This window comes from Mesorhizobium sp. M0243 (assembly GCF_040321775.1).
Classification (GTDB): domain Bacteria; phylum Pseudomonadota; class Alphaproteobacteria; order Rhizobiales; family Rhizobiaceae; genus Mesorhizobium.
The window spans coordinates 118,152-130,292 of record NZ_JAMYSF010000007.1 but is presented as its reverse complement, the minus strand read 5'-3'; the positions used below and the strand labels follow the sequence as shown (position 1 = coordinate 130,292).

General features: G+C 63.5%; 16 protein-coding genes. 6 read left to right on the top strand and 10 right to left on the bottom strand.

What is annotated here, in order from left to right; genetic code table 11:
• The first annotated feature begins 47 nt into the window (after positions 1-47).
• On the top strand, positions 48-1,241 hold the full coding sequence (gene dapE / locus NKJ11_RS11790; protein ID WP_352440610.1) for a succinyl-diaminopimelate desuccinylase: 1,194 nt from the start codon (positions 48-50) through the stop codon (positions 1,239-1,241).
• A gap of 5 nt (positions 1,242-1,246) precedes the next feature.
• Positions 1,247-1,882 carry a hypothetical protein gene (locus tag NKJ11_RS11785; RefSeq protein WP_023810762.1) on the top strand — a complete coding sequence of 212 codons (636 nt, stop codon included), beginning with the start codon at positions 1,247-1,249 and terminating at the stop codon, positions 1,880-1,882.
• On the opposite strand, the gene truA is transcribed toward NKJ11_RS11785, so the two are convergent.
• The 6 genes from truA to def all read right to left on the bottom strand — a co-directional run bounded on the left by truA (position 1,849) and on the right by def (position 5,570).
• On the bottom strand, positions 1,849-2,619 hold the full coding sequence (gene truA, locus NKJ11_RS11780; protein ID WP_023810761.1) for a tRNA pseudouridine(38-40) synthase TruA: 771 nt from the start codon (positions 2,617-2,619) through the stop codon (positions 1,849-1,851). The two genes, NKJ11_RS11785 and truA, sit on opposite strands and share 34 nt — an antisense overlap.
• A gap of 121 nt (positions 2,620-2,740) precedes the next feature.
• Positions 2,741-3,247 (bottom strand): GNAT family N-acetyltransferase, encoded by a 507-nt coding sequence (locus tag NKJ11_RS11775; RefSeq protein WP_023810760.1) that lies wholly within the window; start codon positions 3,245-3,247, stop codon positions 2,741-2,743.
• Entirely contained in the window at positions 3,244-4,197 is a 954-nt protein-coding gene (gene fmt / locus NKJ11_RS11770; protein ID WP_023810759.1) for a methionyl-tRNA formyltransferase, read from the bottom strand. Before fmt ends, NKJ11_RS11775 begins: the two co-directional genes overlap by 4 nt.
• A 43-nt stretch (positions 4,198-4,240) precedes the next feature.
• The gene (locus NKJ11_RS11765; protein ID WP_023810758.1) at positions 4,241-4,657 is read right to left on the bottom strand and encodes a type II toxin-antitoxin system VapC family toxin; all 417 of its coding nucleotides are present in this window, start codon (positions 4,655-4,657) and stop codon (positions 4,241-4,243) included.
• A gap of 5 nt (positions 4,658-4,662) precedes the next feature.
• Positions 4,663-4,923 (bottom strand): hypothetical protein, encoded by a 261-nt coding sequence (locus NKJ11_RS11760; protein ID WP_023810757.1) that lies wholly within the window; start codon positions 4,921-4,923, stop codon positions 4,663-4,665.
• Between the two features lie 116 nt (positions 4,924-5,039).
• Positions 5,040-5,570: a peptide deformylase gene (def, locus tag NKJ11_RS11755; protein WP_023810756.1), complete on the bottom strand. Its 531-nt coding sequence runs from the start codon at positions 5,568-5,570 to the stop codon at positions 5,040-5,042.
• A 103-nt stretch (positions 5,571-5,673) separates the two neighbouring features.
• Here def and NKJ11_RS11750 point away from each other — a divergent pair, with 103 nt between their 5' ends.
• Complete coding sequence (locus tag NKJ11_RS11750) at positions 5,674-6,945, top strand: DNA recombination protein RmuC (protein ID WP_128304190.1); 1,272 nt, start codon at positions 5,674-5,676, stop codon at positions 6,943-6,945.
• 20 nt (positions 6,946-6,965) lie between these two features.
• Here NKJ11_RS11750 and NKJ11_RS11745 read toward each other — a convergent pair whose 3' ends face one another.
• From NKJ11_RS11745 to NKJ11_RS11735, 3 genes are all read right to left on the bottom strand, one after another.
• On the bottom strand, positions 6,966-7,370 hold the full coding sequence (locus NKJ11_RS11745) for a GFA family protein (RefSeq protein ID WP_023810754.1): 405 nt from the start codon (positions 7,368-7,370) through the stop codon (positions 6,966-6,968).
• 62 nt (positions 7,371-7,432) lie between these two features.
• Positions 7,433-8,398, bottom strand: a complete 966-nt coding sequence (locus NKJ11_RS11740) for a cation diffusion facilitator family transporter (protein WP_352793370.1) — start codon at positions 8,396-8,398, stop codon at positions 7,433-7,435.
• A gap of 143 nt (positions 8,399-8,541) precedes the next feature.
• Positions 8,542-9,351: a transglutaminase-like domain-containing protein gene (locus NKJ11_RS11735; RefSeq protein ID WP_352793368.1), complete on the bottom strand. Its 810-nt coding sequence runs from the start codon at positions 9,349-9,351 to the stop codon at positions 8,542-8,544.
• Positions 9,352-9,562: 211 nt separating this feature from the next.
• Between NKJ11_RS11735 and NKJ11_RS11730 the strand changes: the two genes are divergently transcribed.
• Both NKJ11_RS11730 and sugE read left to right on the top strand, forming a co-directional pair.
• Positions 9,563-9,688: a hypothetical protein gene (locus tag NKJ11_RS11730; RefSeq protein ID WP_013528464.1), complete on the top strand. Its 126-nt coding sequence runs from the start codon at positions 9,563-9,565 to the stop codon at positions 9,686-9,688.
• A gap of 207 nt (positions 9,689-9,895) precedes the next feature.
• Positions 9,896-10,210 (top strand): quaternary ammonium compound efflux SMR transporter SugE, encoded by a 315-nt coding sequence (sugE, locus tag NKJ11_RS11725; protein WP_013528463.1) that lies wholly within the window; start codon positions 9,896-9,898, stop codon positions 10,208-10,210.
• 139 nt (positions 10,211-10,349) lie between these two features.
• On the opposite strand, the gene NKJ11_RS11720 is transcribed toward sugE, so the two are convergent.
• Positions 10,350-10,778, bottom strand: a complete 429-nt coding sequence (locus tag NKJ11_RS11720; protein WP_023761392.1) for a DUF6481 family protein — start codon at positions 10,776-10,778, stop codon at positions 10,350-10,352.
• 301 nt (positions 10,779-11,079) lie between these two features.
• On the opposite strand from NKJ11_RS11720, the gene NKJ11_RS11715 reads away from it, so the two are divergent.
• A complete protein-coding gene (locus NKJ11_RS11715) occupies positions 11,080-12,135 on the top strand; it encodes an LLM class flavin-dependent oxidoreductase (RefSeq protein ID WP_352793367.1) in 1,056 nt (351 codons plus the stop codon).
• Positions 12,136-12,141: the final 6 nt, after the last annotated feature.

Below are 12,141 nucleotides of genomic sequence, written 5' to 3'. Positions count from 1 at the left end.
TATGTCTGGCCGTGACAGGCCCTGCGCTTTCGACTATCGCTTTTGCCATGACGCTGCCGACCGATCCCGCCGAAAACCTCGCCGCCCTTATCCGTTGCGCTTCGGTGACGCCCGCTGAGGGCGGTGCGCTGACCGCGCTGGAGACGATGCTCAAACCGCTCGGCTTCCTGGTCGATCGGCCGGTGTTTTCCGAAGACGGCACGCCCGATATCGAAAACCTCTATGCAAGGCGTTCCGGCAACGGCCCTCATCTGATGTTCGCCGGCCACACCGACGTGGTGCCTGTCGGCGACGAAGCCGCCTGGACGCATCCGCCTTTCGCCGCCGAGATCGCCAATGGCGAGATGTATGGCCGCGGCGCCGTCGACATGAAGGGCGGCATTGCCTGTTTCATCGCCGCCGTGGCGCGCCATGTCGAGGCCAATGGCGGTCCGAAAGGGTCGGTCTCGCTGCTGATCACCGGCGACGAGGAAGGCCCCGCGATCAACGGCACGGTGAAGCTGCTCGAATGGGCGGCTTCGCGGGGCGAGAAATGGGATGCCTCTGTCGTCGGCGAGCCGACCAATCCGGACGCTCTCGGCGACATGATCAAGATCGGCCGCCGCGGCTCGATGTCCGGCGCCGTCACCGTCAATGGCCGCCAGGGCCATGTCGCCTATCCCCTGCTTGCCGACAATCCGGTGCGCGGGCTGATGAGCCTGGTCGACGCCTTGCTGCATCCGGTTTTCGACAAGGGAACCAGGGATTTCCAGCCGACCAATCTGGAGATCACCTCCATCGATGTAGGCAACCCCGCCACCAATGTCATTGCGGCCAAAGCGACCGCGACCTTCAACATCCGCTTCAACGACACCTGGACGGACGAGACCCTGCAGGCCGAGATCCACAACCGGCTCGACCAGGCGGCCAGGCGCAAGAAGTACCGGCAGGGCAAGAAGACGCCGGTCGACTACGAGCTCGTCTGGCGCGACCGGCCTAGCCATGTCTTTCTGACGCGCGACGACAGGCTTATCGAAACGCTGCGCGGCTCGATCAAGTCGGCGGTCGGCAAGGAGCCGACGCTGTCCACCTCCGGTGGAACGTCCGACGCGCGTTTCATCAAGGACTATTGTCCGGTGGTCGAGTTCGGGCTGGTCGGCAAGACAATGCACATGGTCGACGAGCGCGTCGCCATTGCCGATCTCGAAACGCTGACGCAAATCTACCAGCGCTTCATAGAAGACTGGTTCGGACAGGGCTGAACAGCATGCTTTCGGCGGACGAAACCCAAGCTTCGCTGACGGGCGCCTGGCGACTGATGCTCGGCAAGGCCGACGGCCTGCGCCTGCTCGACCTGTCGGCCGACGGCTTCTGGAATTCCTTCTTCGCCATTGTCGTTGCAGCACCGGCGCTGATCGTCGGCTGGGTCGGCATCGCCAACGAAATCGGCGATCCCGACGCCTTCGCGGGGCGCTTCAGCATGCTGGTGCGCCTGGCGACGGTCGACATCGGCTCCTGGGTGCTGCCGCTGGTTGCGCTCGCTTTGATCGCGCCGCGCGCCGGCATCGGCGGCCGCTTCGTCCACTACGTCGTCGCCAGCAACTGGGCTTCGGCCATCACCGCCTGGCTGATGCTGCCCTCGGCGCTGATCCGGCTTTTCCTGTCGTCCGCAAGCCAGGCTGCGAGCCTTGTGTCGCTGTTCCTGTTTGCCCTATCGATGGTGCTGACCTGGCGCATGACCAACGCCACGATCGGCAGGGGCGCATCGGTCGGCACCGCCGTTTTCGTCGGCATGTTCATCGCCTCGCTGCTGGTGCTGTTCGGCCTGCAGACGCTGCTCGGCATCACCGTGCCGGACGATGTCGGAGTTCAGAGCCTGTCCGGGCTCGTCTCGACTGGATAATCGACACCGGTGAGAAACAGCCCGTCGGGCGGCGCCACCTGGCCGCAGGCGGCGCGGTCGTGCGCCTCGAGCGCCGTTTTCAGGTCGGCCGCGCTCCAGCCGCCGTCGCCGACGCGCTTCAGTGAGCCGACCATCGAACGCACCTGGTTGTGCAGGAACGAGCGCGCCGAAGCCCTGACCTCGACTATGTCGCCCTGTCGGCTCACATCGAGCCGTTCCAGCGTCCTGATCGGGCTGTTGGCCTGGCACTGGGTCGAGCGGAAGGTGGTGAAGTCATGCCGTCCGAGCAGGACTTTCGCCGCTTCGTGCATGGCGCCGGCGTCGAGCCGCTTCGGCACCCACCACACCTTGCCCTTGTCGAGCGCGGCCGGGGCACGGCGGTTTAGGATGCGGTAGAGATAGTGGCGGCCGATGGCCGAGAAGCGGGCGTCGAAGCTGTCGGAAACGACCGTCGCTTTCAAGATGGCGATGCGCGCCCCGGCCGCCTGCAGATGGGCGTTGACGGCATCGCGCACCTTGTCGCCCGGCCACGCCTTGACGAGATCGACATGCGCCACCTGCGCTGTCGCATGCACGCCGGCATCGGTGCGGCCGGCGGCGCGCAGCCTGATCGCTTCGCCGCAGAATTTTTCGATCGCCCGCTCGATCGCCTGTTGCACCGAAGGCTGATCCGCCTGGTGCTGCCAGCCGGCAAACAGGCTGCCATCATATTCGATGTCGAGGCGAAAACGCGGCATTTGCGACTAGAGCTCTCGCCTCGGGCAATTCCAGGAAAAGTGTGAAACGGTTTTCCGTTCGGAATTGCGTTCAAACAAAGAGGTAGAGCAGTTCGCCGTTTCCATGAAACGGTGGACTGTTCTAGGCGGCGAGAGCGGTGAAGGCGGAGGCGTATACCAGCCTGCCGGCGTCAGGCGCGTCGCCCCAAGCCAGCGCCTGCAGCGCTTCGCCCTGGTATTCGCTCTCGAAGTTCTCGGCACGCGTGTGGCTATATCCGAAACGCCCGTAATAGGTGGGGTCGCCGAGCACCACGGCCAGCGTTTCGCCGGCATCCCTGAGGCGGATATGCGCCTCGCGGATCAGCGCGCCGCCGATGCCGCTGCCATGGAACGAGGGCTCCACCGCCAGCGGCGCGAGCGCCACGGCGGCGAAGGTCTTGCCGCCATTCTGGACGAACAGCCGCGAAAACAGGATGTGGCCGACCACCTGGCCGTCCTCTTCCGCCACCAGTTCGGCAACAGCGTTGCCGCCAGTCACCAGCGCGTCGACCAGACCGGCCTCCGCCTGCTGGCCGAAAGCGTGTTCCTCGACGAGGCGGATGGCCTCGCGATCCCGCGGCGTTGCCGCGCGTATCGACATCATGCTCATGAGAATTTCAGTCCTTTTTCGATCTTGGCCCCGCGCAGGAATTCCGACGCGGCAGCGGGCTTTCCGCCCGCCCGTTGAACTTCGACCAGCCTGATCGCGCCTGCCCCGCAGGCGACCGTCAGCCGGTCATCGAGAATTCCTCCCGACTCGCCCAACTCTTCCCAAAGCGACAGGCCTTGCGACAGCGTCGAGCGAAGCAGTTTCAGCCGCTCCCGGCGGCCGCCAATTCCTATCTCCGACCAGGCGCCGGGAAAGGGCGACAGGCCGCGAATATGATTGTGGACCTCACTTGCTGAGCGAGTCCAGTCCACGCGAGTCTCGGATTTATCGATTTTCTTGGCGTAGGTCACCCCCTCCACAGCTTGTGTGGTGAATGTCAGGGTGTTCCCTTCCAACCGCGCCAGCGCTTCCACCATCAAGGCAGCACCGACGCTCATCAACCGATCATGCAAATCGCCGGCTGTCATATCGGGTTCGATGGCGCATTTTTCAATCAGCCCGACCGGGCCGGTGTCCAGCCCCTCTTCCATGCGCATCACCATCATGCCGCTTTCCAGGTCGCCGGCCATGATGGCGCGCTGGATAGGCGCGGCACCGCGCCAGCGCGGCAGAAGCGAGGCATGGCCGTTGATGCAGCCGAGCCGGGTCGCCTCCAAAACCGCCTTCGGCAGCAGCAAGCCATAGGCGACGACCACAGCGACGTCGGCCCGCAAGGCACGGAAGGCGGTCTGCTCGGCCTCGCCTTTGAGCGAAACCGGCGCTCGCACCTCGATGCCCAGTCGCTCCGCCTCGCGCTGCACCGGCGACGGTGTCAGCTCCAGCCCGCGCCGTCCGGCAGCGCGCGGCGGCTGGGTATAGACGACTGATATCTCATGGCCAGCCTCGGCGATCGCGCGCAAAGTCGGCACCGAAAACTCCGGCGTGCCCATGAAGATGACGCGAAGGGGCATTTTTCTTCCGAGACCTTCTCTCTACCTGCGCCGGGAAGTCAGCTCAGGCTTCAAACGGGTTTACCAGCTTCAGGTCAAGTCCGTCGAAGTCTCGAACGTTGCGGGTGGCAAGCGTGGCGTCGTGCACCTGGCAGATCGCAGCTATCATCGCGTCCTTGGTTTCGACAGGTCTGCCAGCGAGTCGTCTTGCCGCGGCAATGCGGCCATAGTGTTCTGCGGGCAGATCCCCAAAAACCAGGATCCGACCCGAAAATTCGCCCCGGATCCTCGAAATGCTTTGGAGAAGACCATCCCGCCGGATGGCCTCCTGAACGAGGTAGGCTCCGAAATAGAGCTCTGCAAAAACAATGGTGGAGAGGAAAAGGGTCGCAGGCTCTTGGCCATTCAACCAGTTGAGAACGTTTTTGCTCCGTTGCCGCGATAGCACGTCCGATATGACGTTGGTGTCCAGTATAATCATTTCGGTCAACGGAAATCAGGCGGCCCACGATCGGCCTCACTTCGCGACCTCGCTATTTCCTGAATCTCGTCGCTTGTGAAACGATCATCGCCGACGAGCGAATAGAGGCGATCGCCGACTTTTTCGGCGCCAGCAAATTGTGTTGCAAAACCCTTCTGTATCAAGACGACCGCTTCCTCCGAAAGGCTGCGCCTGTTCAGCCGCGCACTTTCCTCGAGACGCCGTTTCAATTCCGGATTGATCCCACGGATCAGCATGTCACCCATAGACACCTCCTACGTGATATCACTGATATCACAGCAAGTCGGTATTTTCAATCGAAGGTTCGTGAAGCTGAACCGCCGAGGCTGATCGGAGGGGCCGTGCTCCGACAGAGCATGCCCTATCCCACCAGCTTGCCCGGCGCTTTGTCCTTGGCGAGCTTCTTGAATTTCTTCACCACCATGTCGCGCTTCAGCTTCGAGATGTGGTCGATGAACAGGACGCCATTGAGGTGGTCGATCTCATGCTGCAGGCAGGTGGCCATCAGGCCCTCGGCCTCCATCTCCTGCAGCTTGCCGTCGCGGTCGAGATACTTGACCCGTACGGCGGCCGGGCGTTCGACCTCGGCGTAATAATCCGGGATCGACAGGCAGCCTTCCTCGTAGACGGAGCGCGCATCGGCGCTCTCCAGGATTTCCGGATTGATGAAGACATGCGGCGCCGGCGTCTCGTCTTCCTTGGCGAGATCGATCACCAGCAAGCGCAGCGGCTCGCCGATCTGGATTGCCGCCAGACCGATGCCCGGTGCGTCATACATGGTCGCCAGCATGTCGTCGGCTAATTTGCGCAGGGGCGCGTCGACACGCTCCACCGGTTGGGAAACCTGGCGCAGGATGGGGTCGGGAAGGATGATGAGCGGCTTGATCGGCATGGCGTTCCACGTAAGACCTCCAGCGAAAAGCGTCAACCGGTTGGCATGAGGCTCGTTCACGTTTTGATCTGTGCTATCGCGGCGAATCGTCTATGCTGTCCACATGAATGATTTGAGCACCATCCTTTCGGAGCCTGTCGCCCGGCTTGGCGCCACAACCATCACGCTCGGCCATGCGCTGGCCTTCGGCGCTTTGCTGTTTCTGGCCCTGTTCGTGGCGCTGGTCGTTGCGCTGTGGCGGTCGGCGAAGGCGCGCGCCGTGGCGGCTGCGGAAGCCGCCGATCATGCCCGCGATGCCGAGGCGCGGATGGCCGGAATTCTGCAAAGCCAGGCCGAAATGCAGGGTCGCATGGGCGCCATTGCGGAAGTGTTCGGCGCACGGCAGGCGGAGCTGACGCAATCGATCGGCCAGCGCCTGGACGCCATGACCGGCCGGCTCGGCCAGACCATGACCGAGCAGACGAAATCCACGCATGAGAGCCTGGCCAAGTTGCAGGAGCGGCTGGCTATCATCGATGTCGCGCAGGGCAACATCCAATCGCTCGCCGGCCAGGTCGTGCAGCTGCAGGCGATCCTCTCCAACAAGCAGACGCGCGGTGCTTTCGGCCAGTCGCGCATGGAGGCGATCGTTGCCGACGGCCTGCCGCATGGCGCCTATGAATTCCAGGCGACGCTGTCGAACGGCAGCCGTCCCGACTGCCTGGTGAAGATGCCGAACGGCGCGCCGTCGCTGGCCATCGACGCCAAGTTTCCGCTCGAGGCCTGGAATGCCATCCGCGCCGCCGACGGCGCCGACCTGCAGAAGGCCGCCTCGCAGGCCTTCCGCCGCGACATCGAGATCCATGTCCGCGATATCTCGGAAAAATACCTGATCCAGGGCGAGACGCAGGACACGGCCTTCATGTTCGTGCCGTCGGAATCGGTGTTCGCCGAGATCCACGAGAATTTCGAGGCGATCGTCCATAAGGCGCACCGTGCCCGAATCGTCATCGTCTCGCCGTCGCTGCTGATGCTGTCGATCCAGGTCATCCAGGCGATCCTCAAGGATGCCCGCATGCGCGAACAGGCGCATCTGATCCAGGGCGAGGTCATTCGGCTGATGGAGGATGTCGCGCGTGTCGATGAGCGGGTGCGCAAGCTGCAGGTCCATTTCGGCCAGTCGGCCAAGGACATCGACGACATCCTGGTTTCGACGTCGAAGGTCACCAAGCGCGGCCAGAAGATCGAAGCGCTGGAGTTCGGCGCGCAGCCCGACGGCGATGCCGCCGCGGACGCAGCGTCACGGGCTCCCGCCGCGAAAGTCGATACTGGCGCGCGCGTTGCCGATTCGAAAACCGGGCAGCTCAGGCTGAGGGTCGTCGAAGGCGACGACTGAGCAGCAGCGCCGGATCCGCCCTACTGCTCTTCCTTGGTCGTCATACCCGGGAATTCCGGCAACCAGGGCAGCGCCGAGCGGTGCCAGCTTTGCCGTCTCGGGACCAGCTGTTCACGTTGCCGCGCCGTGCCGACCCGGATGCCATAAACCTTCGGCCCGTCGCCAACCGATGTCGCGTAGAGATGCGAGCCGCACTCGCCGCAAAAGCCCTGCGCGCGCTTGTCGCCGCTCGATCCTGTCTTGATATAGACCTTTGGCGCACCCTTGGTGATCCGGTAGTGGCCTTCCGGCGCGCCCACGGTCACGCGAAAAGCCGTTCCGGTCAGTTGTTGGCAATCGGTGCAGTGGCAGATTCCGGTGTTCTCCGGGTCGACCTCCGCCTCGTAGGTGATGGCGCCACAATGGCAGCCGCCGTCGATTTTCATCTTCGCTCCTCCAAAGTCCCTTTAATCCTAGCGGGGGAAGACCGTGAGGCAATGGCGCAGCGCTAGTCCAGAGCCGGATCGGATGCGTTCTCGATCAGCCTGCGCCGCTGCTCCCAGGTGCCTGACGTCTGCGGCTTGACGAACAGCCGTGTGATCTCCGGCATCTCCTTCTTCAGCTGCGCCTCCAGGCGCTCGACGCAAGCTTCGATCTCGGGCGCCGTCAAATGGTCCTCGAACTCGATGCTCAGGCCGGCGACGATCTCTGCCGGCCCCATATGGACGGTCAGGACGCCGTTCGCCCGCTGCACCGCCGGATCCTGCTGGGCGATCGCCAGCACCTTCATCTGCACCTCGAGAGAGGCCGGCTCGCCGATCAGCAGGCCCTTGCTTTCGCGGGCCAGGAAGATTGCCGTCGCGCCCAGGATCAGCCCAATGCCGATGGAGGCGGCGCCGTCGAGTTCCGGCATCCCCAGAACTTCCGCCGCCAGGATGCCGGCGAACGCGACGATCAGGCCGAGAAGTGCTGCGCTGTCCTCGAACAGCACGGTGTAGACGCTCGGGTCCTTGCTCGACTGCACCGCCCGCAGCCAGCCCTGCTTGCCCTTCTGCTGGCGGAACTCTTTCAGCGCCACCCACCACGAACTGCCTTCGAACAGGAAGGAAAGGCCGAGCACGATGTAGGTCACCTCGGCGTTGGCGACCGGCTCCGGCGCCATCATATGGATCACGCCTTCGTAGAACGACACGCCGGCGCCCAGCGCGAAGACGAGGAGCGCGACGATGAAGCTCCAGAAGTAGAGTTCCCGGCCGTGACCGAGGGGATGCGTCCGGTCGGCCGGGCGGGCGGCACGGTGCATGCCGTAGAGCAGCAGGCCGCCATTGCCGGTATCGACCAGCGAATGCACGCCCTCCGACAGCATCGCCGAACTGCCGGTAAAGGCGGCGGCGGCGAACTTGGTCAGCGCGATGGCGAAATTGCCGGCGAGCGCCGCGTAGATCACCTTTTTTGAGCCGCCGTGCCCGGCCATGGTGCTGTCCCCATTCGATGCACACCCAGTCTAATGGTCAGATGGAAGAAGCTCCACAGCCACCACAACGTGTGAACCGCTGGCTCGTTCAAAAACGGCGGTCGTTAAAGAGGTCTGTCGTTAGAGACTGGTAGGCAGAACGACTACTCGATGATCTCGCTGGTCCACACCTTGAAGCCGGCAAGCGTTCCCGGCCCGAATATATGGGTCAACGGAACGTCGGCGGCGTCGCGGCCGGAGGCGATCAGGATGCGGCCGATGCGCGGTGCATTGTTGCGCGGGTCGAAGACATGCCAGCGGCCGCCGAGATAGACTTCCATCCAGGCGCAGAAATCCATGCTCGCCCATGGTTTCGGCATACCGATGTCGCTGATGTAGCCGGTGCAATAGCGCGTCGGGATGTTGAGTGCCCGGCAGAAGGTGACCGCGAGATGCGCATAGTCGCGGCACACGCCGCTCTGTTCGCGATAGGATTCCGCGGCGGTGCGTGTCGGCCGAGCATTGCCGTAGTTGAAGACGATGTGATTGTGGACGAAGTCGCAGACCGCCTGCACGCGCGGAATGCCCAGCGGCGTGTTGCCGAACAGCCGCCACGCTTCATCAGCCAGAAGGTCGCTTTCGCAAAAACGGCTGGGCAGCAGAAACAGCAGCGTGTCCGCCGGCAGATCGCGCACCTCGTGCTGCCAGGCCATCAGGTCGCCCATCTCGAAAGTGCCGGGATCGCGGATCACCGCGTCGGTGCCGAAGGTGAAACGCCCGGGTGGCGCGACGAACCGGTTGCACCAGTTGCCGAAACTGTCGCGATAGCTTTCGATCGGCACCGGCGGGTTGGAGATCAGGAAATCCGGCCGCTCGAGATCGGAGGCACGCGAATAGTGGACATTCAGCATTGCGATGAGCGGCGTTTCCTGCGGAAAGTCGAAGCTCATCTCGCAGCCGATGTGAATTCGCATTGTCGTCCTGACGGCCTGCCTGACGATCACCGGGCGGAGGCACGGGTTGATGCTGCAGTGCGAAGACAACCATGGCATGGACCGCCATGGTTTACGAGCAAATTAGAAACCGGTTGAAAGCGAGCCGCTGACGGCGGCAGCAGTCGCTAACCCCTTGCAGTCCGGCGGTTCTCTTGTTTCACTTCGCTTCCCACATCAGGAGGAACGAATCATGGCTAAAGGTGCGATGAAGGCAGGCAAGGAAGCCCGCAAGCCGAAGAAGGACGCCAAGAAGCCCGCCCCGGCTCCGGCCCTGAAGGCGCCGCCGGTGAAGGCGATGAAGCTCAAGGACAAGTAAGTCCGGCCGATTTGCTTCGAAATGGGATTGCGACCGGCAGCGCTGTTGCCGGTCGTTGTTGATCGAGCGCTCGAAATTCCTATCTTGGCGTGGCGGGGACGACCTCGCGCTTCCCCAAAATCCGGACGGGACGACCCGCCATTGTTTGACTGATCGTCGGACGCCGAAAATCGCTTTTCGGCCCGATGCTCTGATGGAGCGTTGTCGATGTCGTGGATTCTTCTCTTTTTCGCCGGCCTGTTCGAGATCGGCTGGGCAATCGGCCTCAAATACACCGATGGCTTCTCGAAGCTGGTGCCGACCGTGCTGACCGTTGCCTCGATGGTCGTCAGCCTCACTCTGCTCGGCCTGGCGCTGAAGGCGCTGCCCGTCGGCACCGCCTATGCGGTGTGGACCGGCATCGGCACCGTCGGTACGGCACTGCTCGGCATCTGGCTGCTCGGCGAACCAGCCACCGCGATCAGGCTGGCCTGCATTGCGCTCATTGTCTGCGGCATCATGGGATTGAAGTTCGCCGCCTGACCGATAGCGCTTCTTGTTTTATGCATGTCGTCCTCCCAAAACCGGGACCACTTATGGGCGACATGCATGGGACAAACACAATCAGGGCCGCTGCGAGGCGACCCTGATTCTCGAAGCCGATTGCTTCGTAGCCTGGAGGCTAGCGGGCCGAGAAGCCCGGCGGCGTCCTGCCGGTGCGCTGCTTGCGTGCCGCATAACGCGCGTCACGCTTGGCCTTGCGCTCGGCTTCATCGGCCAGAAAACGGGCGATGCGCTCGTTCTCTTCGGATTCCCGAATCTTGGCCTCAGCCTGTGCAGCTTCCTCGGCGGCGATACGTGCCGCTTCGGCTGCTGCCTCGCGCTCGGCCTTCTCAACCGCTTCGCGTGCCAGCTTCTCCTGCTTCAGCCGGGCCTTTTCGGCCTCGCGGATTTCGCGAGCCGCAAGGATAGCCTTGCGTTCAGCCTGCCGCGCCAGCACTGCGGGATCATCCGCCGCCGGCTTTGCCTTGAAGCGCTCGAGGAGCGCCTTCTTTGCCTCGTTTGCGGCGTTGCGCCGCTCGAAAACGTCTTTTTCCCTGTAGATAGCCAAGTCCACTTCCCTGAAGTCAATTCGCGACGCTTACATACGCGCGAAAACCGAGAGTTCAAGCGCCAAAACGGCATGGCAGCCATGAAATTGTCGGCTGTTGCAGCCGGGAGACGCCTTTGGAGCAATTCCAGGAGAAGTGTGAAGCGGTTTTCCCGGGAAAAGCGCGCAGCGCTTTCCCTTGGGAATTGCGACGAAGAGATAGAGTCGAAAACGACATGCACTGTTCACCGTCGCCCCTCTGGCAGCGAGGTTGGCGGATGGCTACGTCTAGCGGCAAATTCCAACATCAGGATGACATTAGATGGAACTCGGTCTCTACACCTTCGCCGACGTCAGCCCGCAGCCGGGCCCCGGCGCAATCGGCCCGCATGAGCGGCTGCGCAACCTGATCGAGGAGGTCGAGCTGGCCAATCAGGTCGGTCTCGACGTCTTCGGCCTCGGCGAGCATCACCGGCCCGACTATGCCGCCTCCGCACCGGTCGTGGCCTTGGCCGCGGCGGCCGAGCGTTCGACGCGCATCAAGCTGACCAGCGCGGTCACCGTTCTGTCCTCCGACGACCCGGTACGCGTTTTCCAGCAATTCGCCACGCTCGATCTTCTGTCGGGCGGCCGCGCCGAGATCATGGCCGGGCGTGGCTCGTTCATCGAATCCTTCCCGCTGTTCGGTTACAACCTCGAGGACTATGACGAGCTGTTCGCCGAAAAGCTCGATCTGCTGCTTGCCATCCGCGACAGCGTGAAGGTCACCTGGTCGGGCAATCTGCGCGCGCCGATCAACGATCGCGGCGTTTATCCCCGGCCCTTCCAGGACAGGCTGCCGGTCTGGATCGCCATTGGCGGCACGCCGCAGTCTGCCGCCCGCGCTGGCGCGCTCGGCCTGCCGCTGGCGCTCGCCATCATTGGCGGCGAGCCGGCGCGTTTCGCGCCGCTGTTCGATCTCTACCGCGAAGCCGCCAAGCGCGCCGGCAGTGATCCCGCGGGCCTCGCCACCAGCATCAACGTGCACGGCTTCATCGCCGAGACGACCGAGCAGGCGGCCGACGATTTTTACGGCCCGCAGGCGGAAGTCATGAACCGCATCGGCCGCGAGCGCGGCTGGGGTCCGACATCCCAAGCGCATTTCGACCAGTCGCGTGGCCCGAACGGTGCCTTGTTCGTCGGCAGTCCCGAGCAGGTCGCCGAAAAGATCGTCGCCCAGCACAGGATCTTCAAAAACGACCGCTTCCTGCTGCAAATGGCGATCGGCACCATGCCGCATGCCAAGATCATGAAGGCGATCGAACTCTACGGCACCAGGGTGGCGCCAATCGTACGCAAGGAAACAGCTGAGCCGGCACCGGCAGCGCCGGTCGCCTGACCCGGA

Excerpts from the sequence above, each read along its gene's own strand:
- dapE (WP_352440610.1), top strand. The coding sequence starts at position 48 with ATGACGCTGCCGACCGATCCCGCCGAAAACCTCGCCGCCCTTATCCGT.
- NKJ11_RS11785 (WP_023810762.1), top strand. The coding sequence starts at position 1,247 with ATGCTTTCGGCGGACGAAACCCAAGCTTCGCTGACGGGCGCCTGGCGA.
- truA (WP_023810761.1), bottom strand. The coding sequence starts at position 2,619 with ATGCCGCGTTTTCGCCTCGACATCGAATATGATGGCAGCCTGTTTGCC.
- NKJ11_RS11775 (WP_023810760.1), bottom strand. The coding sequence starts at position 3,247 with ATGAGCATGATGTCGATACGCGCGGCAACGCCGCGGGATCGCGAGGCC.
- fmt (WP_023810759.1), bottom strand. The coding sequence starts at position 4,197 with ATGCCCCTTCGCGTCATCTTCATGGGCACGCCGGAGTTTTCGGTGCCG.
- NKJ11_RS11765 (WP_023810758.1), bottom strand. The coding sequence starts at position 4,657 with ATGATTATACTGGACACCAACGTCATATCGGACGTGCTATCGCGGCAA.
- NKJ11_RS11760 (WP_023810757.1), bottom strand. The coding sequence starts at position 4,923 with ATGGGTGACATGCTGATCCGTGGGATCAATCCGGAATTGAAACGGCGT.
- def (WP_023810756.1), bottom strand. The coding sequence starts at position 5,570 with ATGCCGATCAAGCCGCTCATCATCCTTCCCGACCCCATCCTGCGCCAG.
- NKJ11_RS11750 (WP_128304190.1), top strand. The coding sequence starts at position 5,674 with ATGAATGATTTGAGCACCATCCTTTCGGAGCCTGTCGCCCGGCTTGGC.
- NKJ11_RS11745 (WP_023810754.1), bottom strand. The coding sequence starts at position 7,370 with ATGAAAATCGACGGCGGCTGCCATTGTGGCGCCATCACCTACGAGGCG.
- NKJ11_RS11740 (WP_352793370.1), bottom strand. The coding sequence starts at position 8,398 with ATGGCCGGGCACGGCGGCTCAAAAAAGGTGATCTACGCGGCGCTCGCC.
- NKJ11_RS11735 (WP_352793368.1), bottom strand. The coding sequence starts at position 9,351 with ATGCGAATTCACATCGGCTGCGAGATGAGCTTCGACTTTCCGCAGGAA.
- NKJ11_RS11730 (WP_013528464.1), top strand. The coding sequence starts at position 9,563 with ATGGCTAAAGGTGCGATGAAGGCAGGCAAGGAAGCCCGCAAGCCGAAG.
- sugE (WP_013528463.1), top strand. The coding sequence starts at position 9,896 with ATGTCGTGGATTCTTCTCTTTTTCGCCGGCCTGTTCGAGATCGGCTGG.
- NKJ11_RS11715 (WP_352793367.1), top strand. The coding sequence starts at position 11,080 with ATGGAACTCGGTCTCTACACCTTCGCCGACGTCAGCCCGCAGCCGGGC.